We start from the raw sequence: 22,659 nt of genomic DNA on the forward strand, positions 1-22,659 counted from the left end.
TTGATTCTCCCATCCGCACGCGACCCTGTGTGGGGGCGGCCGCCGGGTAGCCCCCGGAGAGACGCTAGAAAACATGGATGTTTTCTAGCAGCCCCCATGGATGGGTTCACGGCGTGTCTCGGAGCGGGGCTGCCCGGTGGCCGCCCCAGCCCGTAGCAATTGAGACGCTGCCTTTCGCGCAATCCAACAGTCCCTCGCCGCCGCGATGCAGGATTCACCGCGATGACGCAATAATGAGGCGCCCCCGCACCACGAGTCCGCATGTCTGCCCGAGAATCCCGCCTGAGCCGCCTGTGGGCGCATGAGAAGGCCAGCTATGGCCTGCGGGTCTTCATCGCATTGTCCGCCGCCATGGGCGTGTGCTGGCACCTCGACCAGTTGCCCGCCCTGCCCGGCGTGTTCCTCGGCATCATCGCCAGCGCCATTGCCGAAACCGACGACAACTGGTGGGGCCGGACCAAGTCCGTCGCCCTCTCCCTGCTCTGCTTCATCGCCGCTGCCGCCGCCGTCGTCCACCTGTTCGCCTGGCCCTGGCTGTTCATCGCCGCCCTCGCCCTGGCCACCTTCAGCCTGACCCTGCTCGGCGCCCTCGGCGAACGCTACGCCTCCATCGCCCAGGCCACCGTCACCCTCGCCATCTACACCATGATCGGCCTCGAACAGCATGGCGCCGCCGACCGCGCCCAGGCCTTCAGCGCCGTCAGCCACCTGCTCGCCGGCGCCCTCTGGTACGGCCTGCTCTCCATCCTCTGGACCGCCTTGTTCTCCAATCGCCCCGTACGCGAACGCCTCGCCCGCCTCTACATCGAACTCGGCCGCTACCTCCAGCTCAAGGCCGACCTGTTCGAACCCGTGCGCGACGCCGACGTCCAGAAGCGCCAGCTTGCCCTCGCCGAACAGAACCGCCGCGTCGTCGACGCCCTCAACACCGCCAAGACCGCCATCCTCGCCCGCTTCGGCCGCTCCGGCCGGCCCGGCGTCCAGTCCGGCCTGTACCTGCGCCTCTACTACATGGCCCAGGACTTCCACGAACGCGCCAGTTCCTCCCACTACCCCTACGGCGCCCTCACCGACGCCTTCTTCCACAGCGACGTCCTGTACCGCTGCCAGCGCCTGCTCGCCCTCCAGGGCGAAGCCTGCGCCAGCCTCGGCACCGCCATCCGCCTGCGCCGCCCCTTCGACTACGGCGAACGCACCCGCCAGGCCACCGCCGACCTCACCGACTCCCTCGCCTGGCTGCGCGCCCAGCACAACCCCCAATGGCAGCGCCTGCTGTCCTCCCTCGACCTGCTCGGCCACAACCTGCAGAGCATCGAACGCCGCCTCTCCGAAGCCGCCCAGTCCGAATCCACCCTCGACAACGTCGACACCCGCCTGCGCGACACCAACCCGCATACCCTGCGCGAAATGGGCGTGCGCCTCCGCCAGCAGCTCACCCCCGGCTCCGTGCTGTTCCGCCACGGCCTGCGCATGGCCATCGCCCTGATCGTCGGCTTCATCGCCATCCGCCTGTTCAACACCCAGAACGGCTCCTGGGTCCTGCTCACCATCGTCTTCGTCTGCCGCCCCAACTTCGGCGCCACCCGGCAACGCCTTGCCCAGCGCGTCGCCGGCACCCTGATCGGCCTCGTCCTCACCTGGGCCCTGCTGCAGCTGTTCCAGGACCTGCGCCTCGAACTGCTGATCGCCCTGCTCTCGGCCCTGCTGTTCTTCTTCACCCGCAGCGACCGCTACCTGGTCGCCTCGGCCGCCATCACCGTCATGGCCCTGACCTGCTTCAACCTGATCGGCGACGGCTTCCTGCTGATCTGGCCGCGCCTGGTCGACACCCTGCTCGGCTGCGCCATCGCCGCCGCCGCCGCGTTCCTGATCCTGCCCGACTGGCAGGGCCGCCGCCTCGACCTGGTCATGGCCCGCGTGCTGCAGCGCTGCGCCGGCTACCTGCAGGCCGTGCTCGGCCAGTACGGCAGCGGCATGCAGGACGACCTCGCCTACCGCGTCGCCCGCCGCGACATGCACAACGCCGACGTGGCCCTCTCCACCGCCCTGTCCAACATGCTGCGCGAGCCCGGCCACGTGCGCGGCAACCTCGACGCCGGCTTCCGCTTCCTGGCCCTGTCCAATACCCTGCTCGGCCACCTGTCCGCGCTCGGCGCCCACCGCGCGCAGCTGGACAGCTACGCGCAGGACGCGTTGGCGCGCTCCAGTGGCGAGCGCGTGCAGCAGGCGATGCAGGAGATCGCCGGTGCGCTGGAGCGGCGCGAGGCGGTCGATGAAAGCGCGAACAACGCCGACCGCGCCTTGGCCGAACAGCTTGAACAGGTCACCGACGACATGCCGCCGAAGCTGCAGCTGATTCGTACCCAGATCGCGTTGATGCTGCGGTTGCTGCCGAAGCTGCGTGGGGCGGCGAATGAGGTCGGCGCACCGCGCCGCAACGCATTTGACGCCCCGCGATGACGAACGCGTCGCCACGCGCCCGCACAATGAATTCCCGGAACCGTAGCGCCGGGCTCTGCCCGGCTGCATGTTAGGCTGCGCCGGTCTGCAAGGAGACTCCATGTCCGGCCACAGTCAGTTCGCCCTGCTCCGCCAGCGCCGCTTCCTGCCGTTTTTCATCGTCCAGTCGTTGGGTGCCTTCAACGACAACGTGTACCGCCAGGCCATCATCGGCCTGCTGTTCTACCTTGGCGTCAGCCAGGAAGAACAGTCGCTGTACACCACGCTGGCCCCGGCCATCTTCATCCTGCCCTACTTCCTGTTTTCCGCCCTCGCCGGCCAGATCGCCGAGAAGCTGGAGAAATCGCGCCTGATCGTGATCACCACCACCATGGAGATCGCGATCATGTCGCTGGCCGCCGTCGGCTTCCTCACCCAGAACATGCCGATCCTGCTGGTGGCGCTGTTCTGCACCGGCCTGCAGTCCACCCTGTTCGGCCCGGTGAAGTATTCCGTGCTGCCCTCGGTACTCAAGCCGGAAGAACTCACCGGCGGCAACGGCCTGGTGGAAATGGGCACCTCCATGTCGATCCTCACCGGCATGATCAGCGGCGGCATCATCTTCACCCTGGCCGGCAGCTTCGGCCCGGTCGTGGCCGCCACCGCCGTGATCGGCCTGGCCATTGCCGGCAACATCACCGCGCGCATGATTCCCAAGGTCGACGCCGGCGCGCCGGACCTGAAGATCAACTGGAACCCGATTCCCGAATCGCTCGCCGTGCTGCGCCTGGCCAAGAAGCAGAAGGCCGTGGCCAACGCCATCCTGGGCGTGTCCTGGTTCTGGTTCGTCGGCACCATGCTCACCTCGCAGCTGCCCACCTACGCGGTGGTCAACCTCGGCGGCGAACCCACCCTGTACATCTTCGCGCTGGCGCTGTTCTCCATCGGCACCGGCGTCGGCTCGCTGCTCTGCGAAAAGTTGTCCGGGCGCACGGTGGAAATCGGCCTGGTGCCGCTCGGTGCATTCGGCATGACCGCCTTCATGCTCGACCTTTACTTCGCGCGCGCCGGCACCGCCACCAGTGCCGGGCTGGGCGTGGCCGCGTTCGTCGCGGCGCCGGGCAGCGTGCGCATCATCGTCGATCTGGTCGGCATCGGCCTGTTCACCGGCTTCTTCGTGGTGCCGCTGTTCGCGTTGATCCAGAGCCGCACCCCGAAGTCGGAAATGTCGCGCGTGTTCGCCGCGCTCAACATCCAGAACTCCGGCTTCATCGTCGCCGCCGCCATGATCGCGCTGGCCACCCAGAAGTTCCTGCACTGGACCATTCCGCAGCTGTTCCTGGCGCTGGCCATCGCCAACGCCGTGGTGGCGATCTACATCTTCACCATCGTTCCCGAATTCCTGATGCGCTTCCTCAGCTGGGTGATGGTGCGCTTCCTGTACCGGCTGCGCCCGCACGGCATCGAAGCGAACGTGCCCGACGAAGGGGCCGCGCTGATCGTGTGCAACCACGTCAGCTACATGGACGCGCTGATCCTGTCGGCGACCATCCCGCGCCCGGTGCGCTTCGTCATGTACTACAGGATCTTCAACATTCCGGTGATGCGCTGGATCTTCCGCACCGCCAAGGCGATTCCGATCGCCGGCGCACGCGAGGACCCCGCGCTGATGCAGGCCGCGTTCGACGAAGTGGACCGTGCGCTGGCCGAAGGCGAACTGGTCTGCATCTTCCCCGAAGGCGCACTCACCCGCGACGGCGAAATGGCCGCGTTCAAGTCGGGTGTGGAGAAGATCCTGGAACGCCGGCCGGTTCCGGTGGTGCCCATGGCATTGCGCGGCATGTGGGCCAGCATGTGGAGCCGGCGCGACAGCCGCCTGGGGCGGATGCGGGTGCCGCGCCGCCTGCGCGCGCACATCGAGGTGATCGCCGGGTTACCGGTGGACGGTGCCACCGCGACGGCGGAAGGGCTGGAAGCGCAGGTCCGCGCACTGCGCGGCGATCAAGGCTAAAAACCGACAAAACAAGCCGGATCGTGCAAGCAACGGGCCGCATGCGGCCCGTTTCCGTTCGTGCCCACATGGGAAAAATCCCAAAACGGGGGCATGTAAACGCATACATCCGTCGGAACTTCGGTTAGATTACCGGCCATAGGGGGTGTCTATTGGCGTTGGGAGATGCCAAGGGACAACCAATGGAATGGAGCCGTACTTGAATCATCTGCCGCCACCGACCCCGTCGGGTGTAGTCGTTCCCAACAATCTTGTGTGGGCGATCCTGACCACGCTGTTCTGCTGCCTGCCCTTGGGCGTGGTGTCGATCGTGTATGCCGCCCAGGTCGATGGCCGCCGCGCCGCCGGCGACGTGGCCGGGGCGTATGCCGCATCGCGCAAGGCCGCGGGGTGGGCATGGGCGTCAGCGCTCGCGTTGCCGGTACTGCTGCTGTTGTGGTTTGGCTTGTTCGGCGGCATTGCCGCGCTGGGCGCTCTTTCCGAACTCTGAAACACCTTCTGTTCAACCCACCCTTGAAAATGGAGCTTCATCGATGAACGCCACTGCCCCGCAAGTCCCCAACAACCTGGTCTGGGCCATCCTGACCACCCTGTTCTGCTGCCTGCCGGCCGGCATCGTCTCGATCGTGTTCGCCGCGCAGGTCAACGGCAAGCTGGCCGCCGGTGACATCGCCGGTGCGCAGGAGTCGTCGGACAAGGCCAAGAAGTGGGCCATGTGGTCGGCCATCATTGGCGTCGTCGGCATCGTCCTGTACATCGTCCTGGTGATGGTGATGGGCGTTGGCGGCGCGATGAGCGGCAACTACTGATCGCACCCTGGACGGCCCGGTCCGGCGCCCCTGCGGGGTGTCCGGCTCGGGCCGTTCTGCCGTCATGACGATGCCTTCCCGTTCCGTTCTGTCGCGCTGGGCGCCGCTGGCGATCAGTGCCGGCCTCGCCGCCGGCGCGGCCGTGGTGCTGCGCCATGTCAGCCCGTATGCCGCGAACAGTCCGCTGCCGGGGTGCCCGTTGTATGCATTGACCGGGATCTACTGCCCGGGCTGCGGCAGCACGCGCTGCCTGTATTCGCTGGTGCATCTGGACTGGGCCGGCGCGATGGCGATGAATCCGCTGCTGGTGATTTCGCTGCCGTTCCTGCTGTTGATGCTGCTCAACAACGCGGGCGTGCGCGTGCGTGCGCTGGACCCGTTGATGCGGGTGCTGGCCAATCCGATGGTGTGGTTGGTGGTGTTGGTGGGGTATGCAGTGATGCGTAACCTGCCTTGGTATCCCTTCAGTTTGCTTGCGCCGGGCGTGGCATAGACCGCTTGGGTCGGCCAACGGCCGACGCTACCGGCGGGCGGTGCATCAACCTTGTTTACGTCACCCAGCCTGCGATCACCAGCAGGGCGAGGGCGGCCATCCATAGCAGCAGCATGCGCCAGACCAGGCTCATGGCATCGCGCAGCTCGGGCAGGCGGCGCCATACCGGTACCATGCCGGCATCGCTGTAATCGTGCGCGTCTTCGCGCAGTTCGGCGCTGACACTGGCGCGCGCAACCGCGCCCAGGAAGTCGGTCGAGGCCACCCAACGGTTGCCGTGCGCGTCGCGCCACGCCTTGAAGGCGGTGTCGAAGTTGCCGACCAGCGCCATCGACAGCGACATCAGCTGCGCCACCGGCCACTCCAGCCAAGACAGCACCTGTCGTGCGCCCACCACGGTTTCCACGTCGGCCAGCGAACGCATCGGACCCACCGCCAGCAAGGCCAACAGGCGGTACGCCAGCGCCCCGACCGGACCCAGCAGCAGGAACCAGAACAGCACCGCGAACCAGCGCCGCAGCGCATTGAGCAGGGTCGCCTCGACCAGCGACGGCACGTCCTCGTGCAGGCTGCCGCCAGCCGACTGCAGCTGGCCGATGGCGGCGTGCCGGGTGGGCGCGTCGTCGGCGTCGATCACCGCTTCCACGTCGCGATCCAGGTCGCGCGGGCCCCAGCAGATCACCAGCGTGGCAATGCCCAGCAGCAGCGACGGCAGGCCGAACAGGCGGTCGTGGAACAGCCACTGCAGCAGCGCCATGGCCACCACGAACGGCAGCAGCGCCAGCACCCAGCCGTGCCGGCCGCGCCAGGCGCCGGCCTCCGGGGCATGCGCGTCCAGCCACTGCAGCCAGCGCCGGTAGAGGCCGAACCGGCGCAACGCCACTGCCGCGGCAGGCGCGACGTGGCCCAGGGCCAGGGCGACCAGGACTGCGACCAGGGTGGTGAACATGACTGCCTCCGTTCGGTTTCTGGCCGCTACTATGCCGTGCGCCCCGGCCATTCCCCGGGGCCACAGGTAATGTACGCCGCCCCGTGTTCAGGCAGCGGCAACGCTTCGCCCCGGGTCACCCGACCTGGCGGCGGTACCAGTGTTCGATCAGGCTGCGCGAAATCGAGATCGGCGGCGACAGGCGGATCCCCTGCCCGTCGTCCTCGATGTCCCGGGCCAGCGCGGCGCCCACTTCCTCGGCGGTGAACCAGCGCGCGTCTTCGAGCTCGCCGTTCACGGTCGGGATGTCGTTTTCGGCAGTTGCACTGAAGCCCAGCATCAACGCGCCCGGGAACGGCCACGGCTGGGTGCCCAGGTACTGGCAGTGCCGCACCCGCACCTTGCTTTCCTCGAACACCTCGCGGACCACGGTCTGCTCCAGCGATTCGCCCGGCTCGACGAACCCGGCCAGCACCGAGTAACGGCGCGGCGCCCAGTTGGCCTGGCGGCCGAGCAGCAGCCGCCCGTCGTTCTCCACCGCCACGATCACCGCCGGGTCGACCCGCGGGTAGTGTTCGGTGTTGCACTTGGCGCAGCGGCCGATGAAGCCGCCCCGGGTGAAGGCCACGGCGCCGCCGCACACGCCGCAGAAGCGCGTGCGCGATTGCCAGTAGGACATGCCGCGTGCGTAGCAGAAGGCGCTGGCGTCGGCAGCCGACCAGGTGGTGGCCGACTCGCGCAGGTCCACCCGCTGCGGCGCGGTGGCATCCACCGCGGCCGATTCCACCGAGAACCACGCCTGCTGGCCGCGCAGGCCCAGGAAGATCGCCGTGCCGGGGCCGCCGCCGAGCTCGGCACCGGTCAGCGCCAGCGGCTGGCCGTCGTCCCCTGCCAGCGCGCGACCATCGGCATCGATGACCAGCACGCGCGCCTGAGGCCACAACTGCAACAACGCGTCGGCGTCGTGGCGCATCGTGTCGGCGCGTTCAAGGGGATCGGTGGTGAATGCAAAACCGGCCAGCGGCAGGGAGATGTTGGACATCCGCAAAGCCTGCCGCGATTCAACCGGAACAGCAAGTCACATGCTGAAACTGCTGCCGCAGCCGCAGGTGGTCTTCGCGTTCGGATTGCGGATCACGAACTGTGCGCCGGTCAGGCTTTCGGTGTAGTCCACTTCGGCGCCCATCAGGTACTGCAGGCTGAGCGGATCGACCAGCAGGGTCACGCCGTTGGTGTCCACGGCCAGGTCGTCGTCGGCACGGTTCTCGTCGAACTCGAAGCCGTACTGGAAACCGGAGCAGCCACCGCCCTGGATGTAGACGCGCAGGGCCAGCGAATCGCTGGCTTCGTCCTGGATCAGTTCCTTGACCTTGGCCGCAGCGGCCTCGGTGAAGTTCAGCGGACGGTCCAGCGACTGGTAGTTCGGCGCGGCGGCAGGGGCGCCGGGCAGGGAAACAAGCGTGCTCATGCACCCAGCATGGGGGTGCATGGGCACGCTTTCAAGCGCCCGGCATTCAGGCCATGGCGTCGGCGAGCTTCCTTCGGGCGTTCCCGTCCTTGCCATCCTTGGTGACAGCGGGCTCTTCGGCCGGTGGCGGCAGCGCCATCTGCGCCGCGCCATGGATCAGGCGACCGGTCAGCTGGGCGCCAGCGTTCATTTCCACCACCTGGTAATGGACGTTGCCGGTCACGCGGGCGCTGGGGGTCAGCTCGACCCGCTCGCTGGCGTGCACGTCGCCGTCCAGGCGGCCGCTGAGCACGACCACGTGGGCGCGGATCTCGCCTTCGATGCTGCCCTGTTCGGCCAGGGTAAGGGTGGCGTTGGTGGCGCCGTCCTGGGCGATCACCTTGCCCAGGATGGTGCCTTCCACGTACAGGCCACCGCTGAATTCCACGTCCCCGCGGATCACCACCTGCGCGCCGATCAGCGCGTCCACGACCAGATGCCCGTCGCGGTTGGACTTGTTGCTGCCAAACATGGGTTTACTCCCCTTTTTCTGCCGTTGCTGGTGCAGCCGGTGCGCCGGCCTGCTTCCAGTCGAATACCTGGGTGGCGCCCCCCGCGCCGGTTCCCAGCGTGACCCGCACGCGTTGCGGGGTGAAGTCTTTTGGCAACATGACGCTGCCGGTGAGCTGCTGGAAGTACCGGAAGGAGTAATCCTGGCCCGGCACCTTGGTGCGCTGGTGCAGCTCGTCCCAGCTGACCGAGGTCAACTTGCCGTCCTTGACGCCTTCCACCGTGAAGCGCATCTGGCCCTGGCTGATCGCGCCACGGTTGAGGTTCTGGGTCAGCACCACGGCGTACTGCCAGGTGCCGCCCGCTTCGGGCGAAAACTCGATGGAATGGGTGTTCAGGCCCTTGCGCTGGCTGGTGGCGCCGACCAGGCGTTCGTAGAAGGCCACGTCGGCGCGCAGGCCGGCGATCTCCTCGTCGCGCTCGCCCAGCGAGGTCTGCACCTCGTTGTTGGCGGCGCGGCTGATCCGGTCCGAGGCCTCCAGGGTGGCCTGGCGCTGCTGCAGGTCCGCGACCTGCTTCTGCAGCGTCTCGGCACGTGCCTGCGCGGCGTCGAGCTGGCGGCCGACGTCGCCACCGGGGCTGCCCATCCAGCGGCCGAGCAGCACGGCCAGGACCAGGCTGGCCAGCCAGATGCCGCCGAGGATCAGCAGGCGGCGGCGATCGGGCGCCGCCGGGCTGCCCGGGCGCCGGATCTGGATACGCGAAGGTGTCGGATTGTTCATGGCGTTTACGGCGGTAGCGCCGCGTGGGCGATACCGACACGACCCCTGTCGGAAAGAGCGACTCCCTAGTGTAAGTCAGGGTTGGCACATTTTTCGCCCTACCCCCCGCCCCGGGCAGTAGCGTTCAGGGACGTCATCCCCGATAGTGTGGGCCTGTGCACACTTTGACGCCGGAGCGCCTGCCATGACCGAGGCCCACCTGTTCGTGATCGGCATCCTGCTGGCCTGGCTGGCCGGCATCCGCGTGTACCTGACCGTGTTCGGCGTTGGCCTGGCGGGCCTGCTCGGCTGGGTCGAGCTGCCACCGGCCCTGCAGGCCACCGAGTCGTGGTGGGTGCTGGGCACCTCCGCGGCGCTGGCCGCGACCGAATTCGTGGCCGACAAGATTCCCGGGGTGGACTCGGCCTGGGACCTGGTCCAGACCCTGGCCCGGGTGCCGGCCGGCGCCTTCCTGGCCGCCGCCACGCTGTCGCCCGATGGCGAGCTCAACGCGACCTCGCTGGCCGCCGGGGCGGGGGTGGCACTGGCCAGCCACGGGCTGAAGTCCGGCACCCGCGCCCTGCTGAACACCTCGCCCGAGCCGGCCAGCAACTGGGTCGCCTCGGCTGCGGAAGACACCGTGGTGGTGGGCGGGCTGGCGCTGGCGCTGGCCCATCCGTGGCTGGCGCTGGTCGTGGTGGTCGCCTGCAGCCTGATCGGCGCGCTGGTGGTCTGGCTGGTCTGGCGCACCCTGTGGAAGGGCATGCGCTGGCTGCTGCGGCAACCGGCCGGTCGCGTTCCCGCCACCCGCGATACCGCATAATTGCGCCGCAGACAGGGAGTACTGATGGCCGTCCAAGACAACGCTGTTGCATCCACCCGCGCCACCCGCGCCGAGACCCCGCCCGCCGACCACTGGCAGCGCTGGGCCAGTGCGGAGGCCGTCGCTTCGGCGCGCGCGCCCAGCAACGTGGTGCCGCTCAATGCCGGCACGGCCGCGCCCGCAGCACCGACGCCGCCGGTCCTGCCGCCTGCGCAGTGGCAGGACGACGGCGCGCAGCTGCCGCTGGGCAGCGAGGCCCCCTACCGCGTGCTGATCGTCGAAGACGACCGTTCGCAGGCGCTGTTTGCACAGAGCGTGCTGCATGGCGCCGGGATGGAGGCGATCGTGCACAGCGAAGCCGAAGGCGTGCAACAGGTGATCACCGAGCAGCGCCCTGACCTGATCCTGATGGACCTGCACCTGCCGGGCCTGGACGGCATGCGCCTGACCGCGCTGATCCGCCAGCAGCCCGGCCAGCAGCTGCTGCCGATCGTGTTCCTCAGCGGTGACCCGGACCCGGAGCGCCAGTTCGAAGTGCTCGACAGCGGCGCCGATGATTTCCTGAGCAAGCCGATCCGCCCGCGCCACCTGATCGCCGCGGTCTCCAACCGGATCCGCCGCGCCCGCGCGCAGGCCGCGATGCAGCCGGGCGCCCAGGGTGCCCCGGCAATGAACAATCCCGAGACCGGCTTGCCTACCCGCCACCACGTGATGCAGCAGCTGAGCGGCGCGCTGGCGCACGGTGAGCATGGCGGCCTGTTCTTCATCGAGGTGGCCAGCGCATTGGGCCTGCGCGAACGCTATGGCTATGCCGCGTTCGAGCGCCTGATGGTGCAGGCCGCGCAGCGTCTCGCCGACAGCGCGCACCCGCACCTGCTGGCGCGCCTGAACGACAACAGCTTCCTGGTGCTGGCGCGGGGCCTGGACGAGGACACCCTGGACGCCATGGCGCACCAGTTGCGCGATGAACTGTCCTCCCGCGCGTTCGTGATCCGCGACGAAGAGTCGGTGCACCTGCGCGGCGTGGTCGGGCATGCACAGCTGTCCGGCGGCTTCAGCGACGCCGGTACCGCGCTGGAAGCGGTGGAACGCACCACCCTGCAGGCGCGCCTGCTGCCGTCCGGGGTGGCCGCGCACGTGCGTCGGGAAGACGTGGCCGCGCAGGAACACCTGGCCATGCTTGAAGGCCAGCTCGAACCGGCCTACCAGCCGATCGTCGCGGTGGCTGGCGGCAACACCGCCCAGTACCAGGTGCTGCTGCGCCTGCGCCAGGCCGACGGCAGCGTGCTCAACGCCGGCCAGGTGATTCCGGCCGCGGAGGCGGCCGGACGCATCGCCGACCTCGACCAGCAGGTGCTGGACCACGCGCTGGGCCTGCTCGATCTGTACCAGCACGCCACCCAGCCGCTGAGCCTGTTCGTGTCGCAGTCGCTGCGCACGCTGGCCCGCGATGCCTTCGCCGACTGGCTGCTGGAAACGCTGCAGCAACGCAACCTGCCCAGCAGCGCGCTGGTCATCGACGTGCGCCTGCCCGACGCGCTGATCCACACCGTGACCCTGCAGCAGTTCTGCACGCGCATGAGTGCGGCCGGGGTGCGCTTCTGCCTGAGCCAGTTCGAGCCGGGCAGCGAAGCCAATGCGCTGTTGAACCAGCTGCCGCTGGCGTTCGTGCGCATGGCCGCGCGCTTCTCCAGCAGCCATGCCAACCAGCAGACCCGCGATGAACTGCGCGCGGCCATCGACGCCGCGCACCGCGCCGGCGCGATGATCATCGGGCAGCAGATCGAAGATCCCCAGGCCGCTGCGGCAATGTGGATGGGCGGGGTCGATTTCATCCAAGGCAACATGGTGCAGTCGGCCGGGAGCGAACTGAACTTCGACTTCCACAACGCGGTGCTCTGACCATGACGACCCAAGGACGGGTTCCCTCAGCACTCTGGTTGGCGGCGATCGCCGCCGCACTGGCGGCCACCGCCAGCGGCATGGCACTGGCCGGCGCCAACGGACCGTGGCCGGCGATTGCCGCCGGCACGGCTGCCGCCGCCGTGATCGCCGCGCTGGTCGCCGTGGGCCGCTGGCGCGAGCTGCAGGCGCAGCAGGTGCTGTTGCAACGTCGCAATGAAGCGCTGGCCGGCGAGCGCGACCATCTGCAGCGCGCCGTGCAGCAGCAGGACATGCTGGAGCGCGAGCTGCTGCAGGCCAAGCAGGCCGCTGAAGCGGCGGCGTTGGCCAAGGGCGAATTCCTGGCCACCATGAGCCACGAGATCCGCACCCCGCTCAACGGCATCCTGCCGATGCTCGACCTGATCGCACGCGGCCAGCTCGGGACCGACCAGCGCCAGATGCTGGCCACTGCCACGGTCAGCTCGCAGCAGCTGCTGCGGATCGTCGACGACATCCTCGATTACTCCCGTCTGGAGGCCAAGGGCCTGGACCTGGAGATCACCACCTTCAACCTGCGCGAGCTGCTCGAAGGCATCGTCCAGCTCATGCAGCGCAGTGCCGAGGCCAAGGGCCTGGCAGTCTCGCTGGAACTGGACCCGGCGGTACGGCTGTCGGTGCGCGGCGACCCGGTGCGGCTGCGCCAGGTGCTGGGCAACCTGATGGTCAATGCGATCAAGTTCACCGAGCGCGGCCAGATCCGCCTGAAGGTGACCCGCCTCGGCGAAAACGGCAGCGAACACCAGCTGCGCTTCGAAGTGATCGACACCGGCATCGGCATCGACGGCACGCAGCAGGCGCGGCTGTTCCAGTCCTTCAGCCAGGCCGACGCCTCGACCACGCGCATCTATGGCGGCACCGGCCTGGGCCTGGCGATCTGCAAGCGCATCATCGACCTGATGCACGGCCAGATCGGGGTAAGTTCGACCCCGCGCCACGGCGCCACGTTCTGGTTCGAGATTCCGCTGCTCAAGGTGGCCGGCGACCTGCCTGCGGTACCCGCCAGCACCCGTGCACTGCTGGTCAGCGAAGACCCGCTGCTGGTGCAGCGCCTGCAGCGCGTGCTGCAGCACCACGACATCCGCCTGCACACGGTGGACAGTGCGTCGGCCGCGCTGGACATCCTGCGCGCGCCGGTGCGCCCCGGGATCGAACCGGACCTGGTATGGGTGATTGCCGATACGCACGCACTGCGCCACGGTGCGACCGCGCTGCATCGCGCGGTCCTGCACGACGCCCGCACGCCGACCCCGCGCCTGCTGTGGCTGCAGGGCGAGGAACCGCTGGCAGCACTGCTGCGCGAGAACACCCAGGTCCTGCCGCGCGACACCGACGAGGCGCTGCTGCATGCGCTGCTGCGCCCGGCGCAGGCCAGCGCGCGCCCCGCACCGCTGCTGGCCAGCGTGGAGCCGTACAGCGGCCCGGTAGAAGCCCCGCAGCTCGGCCTGCGCCTGCTGCTGGTGGAAGACAACAGCACCAACCTGCTGGTGGCCCAGCGCCTGCTGCAGGTGCTCGGCTGTACCGTCACCACCGCCAATGACGGTGAGCAGGGGCTGGCGCAGTTGCAGCGCCAGCGCTTCGACCTGGTGTTGATGGACTGCCAGATGCCGGTGCTGGACGGCTACAGCGCCACCCGCCGCTGGCGCGAACAGGAAGCCGGACAGGGCCGCACCCGCCTGCCGATCGTGGCGATGACCGCCAATGCGATGGCCGGCGACCGCGAGCGCTGCCTGCAGGCCGGGATGGACGACTACCTGTCCAAGCCGGTCAACCGCGAATCGCTGCAGGCCTGCCTGCTGCGCTGGCAGTTCCGGATGGAAGACAACGCCGCCGACGCACGCAATGTGCGGGCGGCAGCGCCGACGCCCGAGGCCGCCCCCAGTCCGCCGCCCCTGCCCACGGTGATGGCGCCTGCACTGCTGGACAGCAGTGATGAGCCCAGCCCTTCAGTACTCGACGCCGAGGTGCTGGACGAACTGCAGGAGGTGATCGGCGCGGAGATCGCAACCATCATCGGCGTCTTCCTGGAAGACACGCCGCCCCTCATCCGCCAGTTGCAGGATGCCTCGGTGGAGGCCGACCTGGAACGGCTGCGGGCGCTCGCGCACAGCCTGAAGTCGGCCAGTGCGAACGTAGGGGCGATGGCGCTCTCGGTCGCGGCGCGTCGGATCGAACACGACGCCCGCGCCGGTACGCTGGAGCGCCCGGCCGTGGCCGTGGCGCTGCTGATTGCCGAATACGCGCGTGCGCGGCTGGCGCTGGCCGGCTACCAGGCCAGCGTGCGCGCCAGCGAACTGCGCTGACTCACTCTTCCAGCTTGGTGAGCAGGTAGTTCGGCTCGCCAATGCGCTCGATCAGTTCCAGCTGGGTTTCCAGCCAGTCGATGTGCTCTTCCTCGTTGTCGAGGATCTTCACGAACAGCTGGCGGCTCACGTAGTCGGCCACCGAATCGGCATACGCCACCGCTTCGCGCAGGGTGACCACGCCTTCGCGTTCCAGCGCCAGGTCGCACTGCAGGATCTCGGTGGGGTTCTCGCCGATGCGCAGCTTGCCCAGCGCCTGGAAGTTCGGCAGGCCTTCAAGGAACAGGATGCGATCGGAGAGCACGTCGGCGTGCTTCATCTCCTCGATCGATTCCTTGTACTCGTGTTCGGACAGTTCCTTCAGACCCCAGTTCTTCAGCATCTTGGCGTGCAGGAAGTACTGGTTGATCGCGGTCAGCTCGTTGTAGAGGACCTTGTTGAGGAATTCGATGACCTTGGCGTCGCCCTTCATGACCGTGCTCCTGCAGCGTGAAAACGCCGGCACTGTAGCGCGTCGCGCGCCGTCATGATGAAACGCGAATCAGAACCGCTTGCCGTCAGGCAACGAGGCCCAGGACAGGCAATGGCAGGTCATGGGTATTGCGGGCCTTGGCCAGCAGGTCGGCGGCCATGTCCAGGCAGGAACCGCAGGTGGCGCCGCAGCCGGTACGCATGGTCAGCTCGGACACGCTGGCGACACCGCTCTGGGCGGCTTCGCGGATCTGGTGGTCGGTAACCCCGTTGCAGATGCAGACGTACACGTGCGGACTCGGCAGGCAGGCCCGGATCGGCCTGTGGCTATTCCAATCGAAACGAGAATGGTTGTCAATTTCGGAAATGAATCATTCTCGATACGGTTCAGCCAACCCGTTCAGGCACAAAAAAAAGACCGATCTTTCGATCGGTCTTTCTTCGTATTTGGCTGCCCCGGATGGATTCGAACCACCGAATGCCTGAGTCAGAGTCAGGTGCCTTACCGCTTGGCGACGGGGCAATAACTGCGTGCAATTGTTGCACTTTTTCACTAGAAAACCAAGCGGACTTGGTGGCTATGGGTGGACTCGAACCACCGACCCCAGCATTATGAGTGCTGTGCTCTAACCGGCTGAGCTACATAGCCCTAGTGAGCCGGCAATTCTGGACATGTAAACCGAATCTGTCAACACTTTTTCACCGCGCTTGTGAGTGGAGTGCGGGCATGGCACAGTCCCGACCAGTAGATTTTTCTAGGAGTCCGCATCGTGATCGATCCGGACGGCTATCGACCGAACGTCGGCATCGTGCTGATGCGGCAGGACGGGCAGGTGTTCTGGGCACGACGTGTGCGCCGGGATGGCTGGCAGTTCCCGCAGGGTGGCATGAACACCGACGAGACGCCTGTCGAAGCCATGTATCGCGAGTTGCATGAAGAAACAGGCCTGTTGCCCGAGCACGTGGAAGTGCTGGGTGCGACACCGGGCTGGCTGCGCTATCGCCTGCCGGCCCGTGCCATCCGTCGCAATGAGAAGCAGGTCTGCATCGGCCAGAAGCAGGTCTGGTTCCTGCTGCGCCTGGCCGGCGACGAATCGCACGTCAAACTGGACCATACCGACAGCCCCGAGTTCGACCAGTGGCGCTGGGTGGACTTCTGGTACCCGGTGGAACACGTGGTGATGTTCAAGCGCGGCGTGTACGCGCGCGCGCTGCGCCACCTGGCGCCGCTGGCGCGGGGCGTGGCCGGCACCGGCGTGGATTCGATGCCCAGGTCCGCACAGGAAGCCTGGATGCCCGGCAATGCGGCCGGGCACGACCGTCCGCGCAAGCGCGCACCGGTGCCCAAGCGCGGCGGCGGCTATTGGCCACGCAGCAAGGCCAAGGGCGAACCGGGCGCGGTCTGATCCCGGTCGGCCCTGCTGAAACGACAAAAGCCCGGCCGAAGCCGGGCTTTTGCGTTCCTCCCAGCGGGATCCCGAAGGATCCCACGCCAGGCGCGATGGATCAGCGCTTGGAGAACTGGGTGGCGCGACGTGCCTTGTGCAGGCCGACCTTCTTACGCTCGACTTCACGGGCGTCACGGGTCATGAAGCCGGCCTTGCGCAGTTCGGACTTCAGGGTTTCGTCGTACTCGACCAGCGCGCGGGCGATGCCCAGGCGGATCGCACCGGCCTGGCCGGTGGTGCCGCCGCCAGCGGCGGTGACCATGATGTCGAACGATTCGGTGTTCTTGGTCAGTTCCAGCGGCTGACGCACGATCATGCGTGCGGTCTCACGGCCAAAGAACTCGTCCAGCGGACGGCCGTTGACGGTGATGTTGCCGGCGCCCTTGCGCAGGAACACGCGGGCGGTGGAGGACTTGCGGCGGCCGGTGCCGTAGTTTTGAGTGATAGCCATGATTAGATATCCAGAACCTGGGGCTGCTGAGCGGCGTGCGGGTGCTCGGAACCCGAGTACACCTTGAGCTTGCGGTACATGGCGCGGCCCAGCGGGCCCTTCGGCAGCATGCCCTTGACGGCGGTTTCGATGACGCGTTCCGGGTGGCGCTCAAGCGCCTGGGCCAGGGTTTCGGTCTTCAGGTTGCCGATGTAGCCAGTGAAGCGGTGGTACAGCTTGTCCTGCAGCTTGTTGCCGGTGACGGCAATCTTTTCTGCATTGATGACAACCAGGTAATCACCGGTATCAACGTGGGGGGTGTAGACCGGCTTGTGCTTGCCGCGCAGACGGCGGGCCAGCTCGGTGGACAGACGGCCCAGCGTCTTGCCGGAGGCGTCGACGAGATACCAGTCGCGCTGGAGGGTCTCGGACTTTGCAGTGAAAGTGCTCATGAAAGAACTCAGGTAGGTCGGGCTCATTGCGGCCATGGAGCGGCCGGAACTCTGCCACGCGTTGTGAAGAGGCGGGATTGTACAGTGCAACCCTTGGCCATGCAAATGGGCGAGAATCACCCTTCCCCCGCCGCCGCGATGCCCACCCGGATGACCGCGTACCGCCAGATCACCCCGCTCGACCACCTGCTGACCGAGGCCCAGCGCGCCCTGGACACGGTGTTCGGCAACCCGCCGGCCAGCCGGCCGTACCCGGCCGAGGCCACCGACGAGGCGCCGTTGGCCGGCGCCGAGCGCCGCCATGCGGCCGGGCTGATGCGCATCAACCACGTCGGTGAGGTCTGTGCGCAGGGCCTGTACTTCGGCCAGGCCGCCGTGGCGCAGGAGCCGCAGACGCGCGCCCACCTGCTCGAGGCGGCCCAGGAAGAGACCGACCACCTGGCCTGGTGCGCGCAGCGCCTGCGCGAACTGGACAGCCGGCCCAGCCTGTTCAACCCGATCTGGTATGCCGGCAGCTACACCATCGGCACCCTCGCCGGCCTGCGCGGGGACGGCTGGAACCTGGGCTTCGTGGTCGAGACCGAGCGCCAGGTGGAAGCCCACCTGGACGAACACCTGGACACCCTGCCCCCGGCCGACCAGCGCAGCCGCGAGATCCTCAAGGTGATGAAGATCGACGAGGCCCGCCACGCGGACCATGCCGAACATGCCGGCGCGCGGAAGCTGCCGTTCCCGATTCCGGGGGTGATGGCGTTGGCGTCCAAGGCAATGAAGAGCATTGCCTACCGGATGTAACCGGGATGCCGCCGGGCCCAGGTAGTGCCGGCCGCTGGCCGGCTCCAGGCGATGCCGGACACACCAGGGAGCCGGCCAGCGGCCGGCACTACGGTCAACCCGAGACCAGCTTCAGGCCGATAACACCCGCCACGATCAGCCCGATGCACGCCAGCCGCGGCGCCGAAGCGCTGTCGCCGAACAGGAAGATGCCCAGGATCGCCACGCCGAGCGCGCCGATCCCGGTCCAGATGGCGTAGCCGGTCCCTACCGGAATGGTGCGCAGGGCCTGGGTGAGCAGGTACAGGCTGATGCCCGCCGAAATGATGGTGGCCACGGTCGGCCACGGCTTGCTGAAGCCGTCGCTGTATTTCAGGCCAAGCGCGAAGCCGATTTCGAACACGCCGGCCAGCAGCAGGTAGATCCAGGGCATGGGGATTGCCTCCTAAACAAAAACAAAACGGCCCGGTGTCTTCACACCGGACCGTCATCGGCAGGTTGCCGTGGAACAATGATTCTGCGCAAAACAGATGTTCCACAGGGCGGGACGTCCCGCCTGCCTGCCACCCCGCCGGGGCCAGGCCCGGACGGTGGAGCAGTGTATTACTCGGACAGGTTGCGGCCGTGGAACAGCTCTTCGATCTCGCGCTTCAGCAGCGCTTCGATCTTCATGCGTTCCTTGAACGACAGGTTCTTGGCCTTCTCTTCGAACAGGTACTGGTCCAGGTCGAAGTCCTTCAGGTGCATCTTCGTGTGGAAGATGTTTTCCTGGTAGACGTTGACGTCGAACATCTCGTAACGCGACTTGATGTTCTTGGCCAGGAAGTTCTGGATCGAGTTGATCTTGTGGTCGATGAAGTGCTTCTTGCCCTTCACGTCACGGGTGAAGCCACGGACGCGGTAGTCCATGATCACGATGTCCGATTCCAGGCTCTCGATCAGGTAGTTCAGCGCCTTCAGCGGCGAAATCACGCCACAGGTAGCCACATCGATGTCCGCGCGGAACGTGGCGATGCCTTCCTGCGGGTGGGTTTCGGGGTAGGTATGGACAGTGATGTGGCTCTTGTCCATGTGCGCTACCACGGCGTCGGAGATCAACTCCTTGCCCGCCAGCTTCTTGTCGATCACCGGTTCTTCGGAGATCAGGATCGTCACCGAAGCGCCCTGCGGATCGTAGTCCTGGCGCGCCACGTTGAGGATGTTGGCGCCGATGATCTCAGCGACATCGGTCAAGATTTGAGTCAGCCTATCGGCGTTGTACTCTTCATCGATGTATTCAATGTAACGCTGGCGCTCCTCTTCGGTGCGGGCGTAACACACGTCATAGATGTTGAAGCTCAGCGCCTTGGTGAGGTTGTTGAAACCCTGCAACCTCAGGCGAGGCAACGGCTTGACCACGGCGGTCGATCCTGTGTGTGGTGGGAAAGGAACAATTATGGGGCAAACTGATCGAGGGCGAAACTTGCATTGAAACAAGTTGCTGTGTTGGGGTTTGCCCTTCACAACCCTGATCGTTAAGCTCGCGGCACATAGCCGTGAATTGTTCATGAGCAAAGGGAGCGCCTCAACGTGTCATCTGTGCGCCTTGCCACGAGTCCATTGGCCCTGGACATCGCCACCATAGATCGCTTTCTGGCCCACAGCCATCGACGCCGTTACCCAGGCCGCACCGATGTTTTCCGCCCCGGCGACCCTGCGGGCACCCTGTACTACGTGATCAGCGGCTCCGTTTCCATAATTGCCGAGGAAGAAGACGACCGCGAGCTGGTCCTGGGCTACTTCGGCTCGGGCGAGTTCGTGGGCGAGATGGGCCTGTTCGTGGAGACCGAGCGCCGTGAGGTGATCCTGCGCACCCGCACCCCGTGCGAGCTGGCCGAGATCAGCTACGAGCGGCTGCACCAGCTGTTCCTGGGGCCGCTCTCCACCGACGCCCCGCGCCTGCTCTACGCGCTGGGCCAGCAGGTCTCCAAGCGCCTGCTGGACACCAGCCGCAAGGCCAGCCGGCTGGCCTTCCTGGACGTTACCGACCGCATCGTGCGTACCCTGCACGACCTGGCCCGTGAGCCGGAGGCCATGAGCCATCCGCAGGGCACCCAGCTGCGCGTGTCCCGCCAGGAGCTGGCGCGGCTGGTGGGGTGTTCGCGTGAAATGGCCGGGCGGGTGCTCAAGAAGCTGCAGAGCGACGGGCTGCTGCACGCCCGCGGCAAGACCGTTGTCCTGTACGGGACGCGCTGATTCCGGTTGCCGGCCTACGGCCGGCCGCATGGTGGGGCATGACAATGCCCTTCACACGGTGCCGGTAGGCTGAATGCATGGCACCTGGCAGCGAATTCTACTGGTTCATCCTGATCGGCCTCGGCGCGCAGCTGGTCGACGGCGCGCTGGGCATGGCGTTCGGGCTGGTGTCCTCGTCGGTGATGCTCAGCATGGGCATCCCCCCGGCGGCGGTCAGCGCAAGCGTGCATACCGCCGAGGTGTTCACGACAGGCGCCTCCGGGGTGTCGCACCTGGTGGCGGGGAACGTGGACAAGCGGCTGTTCCTGCGCCTGGCCCTGCCCGGCGCGGTCGGCGGGGTGGTCGGTGCCTACGTGCTGACCCAACTGCCGGGTGAGGCGATCCGTCCCTTCATCTACGCCTACCTGCTGGTGCTGGCGGTGTTCATCCTGCTGCGCGCGGCCGGGCGGCTGGTGCCGCGTCAGGAAGTGAAGCGGGTGCCGGTGCTGGGCTTCTTCGCCGGGCTGCTGGACGCCAGCGGCGGCGGCGGCTGGGGCCCGGTGGCCACCTCCACCCTGCTCGCCCGCGGCGGCCAGGCACGCACCACCATCGGCACGGTCAATGCCGCCGAGTTCGTAGTCACATTGGCGGTGTCGATCACGTTCCTGCTGTCGATGGGCCTGCAGTACCTGAACATCGTGGCCGGCCTGCTGATCGGCGGCATGATGGCCGCCCCGCTGGCGGCGGTGCTGGTGAAGCGGGTCAAGGAACGCTGGGTGCTGATTGCGGTGGGCGTGCTGGTGCTGTCGATCAGCCTCTTCCAGATCGGCCATGCAGTGAAGGGGTGGTTGGGTTAACCCCGGTCACCGCCGCGGTCGACGCAGCCCCAGTTGAGGATCCGGGTACCCGGCTTCAACACCTGGCGGAAGTACGCCACCTTGGACACCTTCGGGTTCACCACCACCGGCTCCTTTGCGGCCAGCAGCAGCGGCAGGTCGGCGGTGCTGTCCGAATAGGCCACGTCGATGTCGCCGTAGCCACGCTCGCGCAGCATCCGCATCTTTTCTTCGTTGTGGCAGTGCCGGGTGGCACCCACAGCGCCAAAGCGCGGCCCGACCTCGCTGCCGATCACCGGCACGCCCTGGTGGGCGACGAAGGCCAGGATCGCGCGGGCCAGCTCCGGCGGTGCGCCGGTCGCCACCACCACGCGGTCGCCCTTGGCACGATGTTCGGCGAACACCTGCAGCGCCTGCGGCAGCAGCTTGGCGCGCAGCTGCGCCTCGTGCTTGAGCACGTAGGCGTCGATCACCCGGTTGAATTCACGCGCACGGTGCAGGCCGAAGGTGGCGATCCAGACATAGACCGAGATACCGGTACGCCGCGTCGGCAGCATCGCCACCAGCGGCCCGGCGACCGGCGTCACCAGCAGCGCGCCGAGCAGCCGCAACGGGTTGCGCTTGATGAGCGAGGCGAACAGGTGGCTGCCGGAGTCGCCGTCGTACAGGGTGTGGTCGAAGTCGAAGACCACCAGCGGCGCGTCGTCGTGCGGAGTCGGGTAGTTCGCTGTCATGCGCTGAAGAATAGCTGACGCAGGCCCTCGCCGGGTTCTTCGACCCGCATGAAGGCCTCGCCGACCAGGAACGCATGCACCCCGGCGTTGCGCATCAGGGTCACGTCGTCCGGGCCGAGGATGCCACTTTCGGTGACCAGCAGGCGGTCGCGCGGCACGGCTTGGCGCATCTCCAGGGTGGTCTGCAGCGACACCTCGAACGTGCGCAGGTTGCGGTTGTTGATTCCGATCAGCGGCACCGGCACCTGGATGGCACGCTCCAGTTCGTCGATATCGTGCACTTCCACCAGCACGTCCATGCCCAGCTGCATGGCCAGGTCGGACAGCTCGGCCAGCTGGCGGTCTTCCAGCGCGGCCACGATCAGCAGGATGCAGTCCGCGCCAAGCACGCGCGCCTCGTACACCTGGTAGGCGTCGATCACGAAATCCTTGCGCAGCACCGGCAGCGTGCACGCGTCGCGCGCCTGCTGCAGGTAGGCGTCGGCGCCCTGGAAGAAGTCCACGTCGGTCAGCACCGACAGGCAGCTGGCGCCGCCGAACTCATAGCTCACCGCGATGTCGGCCGGGTGGAAGTCCGGGCGGATCACGCCCTTGGACGGGCTGGCCTTCTTCACTTCGGCGATCACCGCCGGGTTGCCGGCGACGATGGAGGCGCGCAATGCATCGGCGAAACCCCGTACCGGCGGCGCCGCGGCCAGGCGCTCCTGGAGCGCTTCCAGCGGCACCCGGGCGCGGCGCTCGGCCACTTCTACGGCCTTGCGGGCCAGGATGGTCTCGAGGATGTCGCTCTTGTCGCTCATGTCGTTCAGGGTCCTTCAGGCCGGCCATTATCGAC

25 protein-coding genes and 2 tRNA genes are annotated in these 22,659 nt (G+C 67.3%); 12 read left to right on the forward strand and 15 right to left on the reverse strand.

The genetic code is table 11. The annotated features are described in order from the left end of the window. The first annotated feature begins 261 nt into the window (after positions 1 to 261). The 5 genes from yccS to PDM28_RS17400 all read left to right on the forward strand — a co-directional run bounded on the left by yccS (position 262) and on the right by PDM28_RS17400 (position 5,752). On the forward strand, positions 262 to 2,460 hold the full coding sequence (gene yccS / locus PDM28_RS17380; protein WP_311183010.1) for a YccS family putative transporter: 2,199 nt from the start codon (positions 262 to 264) through the stop codon (positions 2,458 to 2,460). 100 nt (positions 2,461 to 2,560) lie between these two features. Further along, a complete protein-coding gene (locus PDM28_RS17385) occupies positions 2,561 to 4,450 on the forward strand; it encodes an MFS transporter (RefSeq protein WP_311183011.1) in 1,890 nt (629 codons plus the stop codon). A 199-nt stretch (positions 4,451 to 4,649) separates the two neighbouring features. Then, positions 4,650 to 4,940 carry a CD225/dispanin family protein gene (locus tag PDM28_RS17390; RefSeq protein WP_425505365.1) on the forward strand — a complete coding sequence of 97 codons (291 nt, stop codon included), beginning with the start codon at positions 4,650 to 4,652 and terminating at the stop codon, positions 4,938 to 4,940. Positions 4,941 to 4,983: 43 nt separating this feature from the next. Beyond that, positions 4,984 to 5,259, forward strand: coding sequence for a CD225/dispanin family protein (locus PDM28_RS17395; RefSeq protein WP_102946077.1), 276 nt, complete (start codon positions 4,984 to 4,986; stop codon positions 5,257 to 5,259). A 70-nt stretch (positions 5,260 to 5,329) separates the two neighbouring features. Further along, positions 5,330 to 5,752, forward strand: a complete 423-nt coding sequence (locus PDM28_RS17400) for a DUF2752 domain-containing protein (RefSeq protein WP_425507612.1) — start codon at positions 5,330 to 5,332, stop codon at positions 5,750 to 5,752. A 55-nt stretch (positions 5,753 to 5,807) separates the two neighbouring features. Here the strand turns inward: PDM28_RS17400 and ampE are convergent, their stop codons facing one another. From ampE to PDM28_RS17425, 5 genes are all read right to left on the reverse strand, one after another. Continuing rightward, positions 5,808 to 6,701 carry a regulatory signaling modulator protein AmpE gene (gene ampE / locus PDM28_RS17405; protein ID WP_102946079.1) on the reverse strand — a complete coding sequence of 298 codons (894 nt, stop codon included), beginning with the start codon at positions 6,699 to 6,701 and terminating at the stop codon, positions 5,808 to 5,810. 115 nt (positions 6,702 to 6,816) lie between these two features. Continuing rightward, positions 6,817 to 7,722 (reverse strand): NAD(+) diphosphatase, encoded by a 906-nt coding sequence (nudC, locus tag PDM28_RS17410; protein WP_311183012.1) that lies wholly within the window; start codon positions 7,720 to 7,722, stop codon positions 6,817 to 6,819. A gap of 36 nt (positions 7,723 to 7,758) precedes the next feature. Then, a complete protein-coding gene (gene erpA / locus PDM28_RS17415; protein ID WP_070208511.1) occupies positions 7,759 to 8,148 on the reverse strand; it encodes an iron-sulfur cluster insertion protein ErpA in 390 nt (129 codons plus the stop codon). 46 nt (positions 8,149 to 8,194) lie between these two features. After that, the gene (locus PDM28_RS17420; protein ID WP_311183013.1) at positions 8,195 to 8,659 is read right to left on the reverse strand and encodes a bactofilin family protein; all 465 of its coding nucleotides are present in this window, start codon (positions 8,657 to 8,659) and stop codon (positions 8,195 to 8,197) included. A gap of 4 nt (positions 8,660 to 8,663) precedes the next feature. Then, entirely contained in the window at positions 8,664 to 9,419 is a 756-nt protein-coding gene (locus tag PDM28_RS17425) for a DUF6776 family protein (RefSeq protein ID WP_102946083.1), read from the reverse strand. Positions 9,420 to 9,603: 184 nt separating this feature from the next. On the opposite strand from PDM28_RS17425, the gene PDM28_RS17430 reads away from it, so the two are divergent. The 3 genes from PDM28_RS17430 to PDM28_RS17440 are packed head-to-tail and all read left to right on the forward strand — an operon-like array spanning position 9,604 to position 14,465. Next, the gene (locus tag PDM28_RS17430) at positions 9,604 to 10,221 is read left to right on the forward strand and encodes a DUF4126 domain-containing protein (protein ID WP_311183014.1); all 618 of its coding nucleotides are present in this window, start codon (positions 9,604 to 9,606) and stop codon (positions 10,219 to 10,221) included. Between the two features lie 24 nt (positions 10,222 to 10,245). Then, positions 10,246 to 12,123, forward strand: coding sequence for an EAL domain-containing protein (locus PDM28_RS17435; protein ID WP_311183015.1), 1,878 nt, complete (start codon positions 10,246 to 10,248; stop codon positions 12,121 to 12,123). 38 nt (positions 12,124 to 12,161) lie between these two features. Further along, the gene (locus PDM28_RS17440; RefSeq protein WP_311184724.1) at positions 12,162 to 14,465 is read left to right on the forward strand and encodes a hybrid sensor histidine kinase/response regulator; all 2,304 of its coding nucleotides are present in this window, start codon (positions 12,162 to 12,164) and stop codon (positions 14,463 to 14,465) included. Between the two features lies 1 nt (position 14,466). Here the strand turns inward: PDM28_RS17440 and bfr are convergent, their stop codons facing one another. The 4 genes from bfr to PDM28_RS17460 form a co-directional block, all read right to left on the reverse strand. Then, positions 14,467 to 14,937 carry a bacterioferritin gene (gene bfr, locus PDM28_RS17445; RefSeq protein WP_070209597.1) on the reverse strand — a complete coding sequence of 157 codons (471 nt, stop codon included), beginning with the start codon at positions 14,935 to 14,937 and terminating at the stop codon, positions 14,467 to 14,469. 85 nt (positions 14,938 to 15,022) lie between these two features. Next, entirely contained in the window at positions 15,023 to 15,226 is a 204-nt protein-coding gene (locus tag PDM28_RS17450) for a (2Fe-2S)-binding protein (protein ID WP_070209598.1), read from the reverse strand. A 158-nt stretch (positions 15,227 to 15,384) separates the two neighbouring features. Next, a tRNA-Gln gene (locus tag PDM28_RS17455) sits at positions 15,385 to 15,459 on the reverse strand. Between the two features lie 49 nt (positions 15,460 to 15,508). After that, a tRNA-Met gene (locus PDM28_RS17460) sits at positions 15,509 to 15,585 on the reverse strand. 121 nt (positions 15,586 to 15,706) lie between these two features. Between PDM28_RS17460 and PDM28_RS17465 the strand changes: the two genes are divergently transcribed. Continuing rightward, on the forward strand, positions 15,707 to 16,342 hold the full coding sequence (locus PDM28_RS17465) for an RNA pyrophosphohydrolase (protein WP_311183016.1): 636 nt from the start codon (positions 15,707 to 15,709) through the stop codon (positions 16,340 to 16,342). Positions 16,343 to 16,442: 100 nt separating this feature from the next. On the opposite strand, the gene rpsI is transcribed toward PDM28_RS17465, so the two are convergent. Next, positions 16,443 to 16,835 carry a 30S ribosomal protein S9 gene (gene rpsI / locus PDM28_RS17470; protein WP_017354549.1) on the reverse strand — a complete coding sequence of 131 codons (393 nt, stop codon included), beginning with the start codon at positions 16,833 to 16,835 and terminating at the stop codon, positions 16,443 to 16,445. A gap of 2 nt (positions 16,836 to 16,837) precedes the next feature. Continuing rightward, the gene (gene rplM, locus PDM28_RS17475; RefSeq protein ID WP_311183017.1) at positions 16,838 to 17,266 is read right to left on the reverse strand and encodes a 50S ribosomal protein L13; all 429 of its coding nucleotides are present in this window, start codon (positions 17,264 to 17,266) and stop codon (positions 16,838 to 16,840) included. A 150-nt stretch (positions 17,267 to 17,416) separates the two neighbouring features. Between rplM and coq7 the strand changes: the two genes are divergently transcribed. Then, a complete protein-coding gene (gene coq7, locus PDM28_RS17480) occupies positions 17,417 to 18,061 on the forward strand; it encodes a 2-polyprenyl-3-methyl-6-methoxy-1,4-benzoquinone monooxygenase (RefSeq protein WP_311184725.1) in 645 nt (214 codons plus the stop codon). Between the two features lie 94 nt (positions 18,062 to 18,155). Here the strand turns inward: coq7 and PDM28_RS17485 are convergent, their stop codons facing one another. Beyond that, a complete protein-coding gene (locus PDM28_RS17485) occupies positions 18,156 to 18,473 on the reverse strand; it encodes a DMT family transporter (protein WP_102946089.1) in 318 nt (105 codons plus the stop codon). A gap of 170 nt (positions 18,474 to 18,643) precedes the next feature. Further along, positions 18,644 to 19,438 (reverse strand): adenosylmethionine decarboxylase, encoded by a 795-nt coding sequence (gene speD, locus PDM28_RS17490; protein ID WP_005411315.1) that lies wholly within the window; start codon positions 19,436 to 19,438, stop codon positions 18,644 to 18,646. A gap of 171 nt (positions 19,439 to 19,609) precedes the next feature. Here speD and crp point away from each other — a divergent pair, with 171 nt between their 5' ends. Both crp and PDM28_RS17500 read left to right on the forward strand, forming a co-directional pair. Then, the gene (crp, locus tag PDM28_RS17495; protein ID WP_070207875.1) at positions 19,610 to 20,275 is read left to right on the forward strand and encodes a cAMP-activated global transcriptional regulator CRP; all 666 of its coding nucleotides are present in this window, start codon (positions 19,610 to 19,612) and stop codon (positions 20,273 to 20,275) included. Between the two features lie 77 nt (positions 20,276 to 20,352). Next, the gene (locus PDM28_RS17500) at positions 20,353 to 21,111 is read left to right on the forward strand and encodes a sulfite exporter TauE/SafE family protein (RefSeq protein WP_311183018.1); all 759 of its coding nucleotides are present in this window, start codon (positions 20,353 to 20,355) and stop codon (positions 21,109 to 21,111) included. Here the strand turns inward: PDM28_RS17500 and PDM28_RS17505 are convergent. Continuing rightward, entirely contained in the window at positions 21,108 to 21,824 is a 717-nt protein-coding gene (locus tag PDM28_RS17505) for a haloacid dehalogenase-like hydrolase (protein ID WP_102946091.1), read from the reverse strand. The genes PDM28_RS17500 and PDM28_RS17505 overlap by 4 nt on opposite strands. After that, positions 21,821 to 22,624, reverse strand: coding sequence for an indole-3-glycerol phosphate synthase TrpC (gene trpC, locus PDM28_RS17510; RefSeq protein WP_311183019.1), 804 nt, complete (start codon positions 22,622 to 22,624; stop codon positions 21,821 to 21,823). Before trpC ends, PDM28_RS17505 begins: the two co-directional genes overlap by 4 nt. Positions 22,625 to 22,659 lie beyond the last annotated feature (35 nt).

The organism is Stenotrophomonas aracearum (genome assembly GCF_031834615.1).
Taxonomy (GTDB): Bacteria; Pseudomonadota; Gammaproteobacteria; order Xanthomonadales; family Xanthomonadaceae; genus Stenotrophomonas; species Stenotrophomonas aracearum.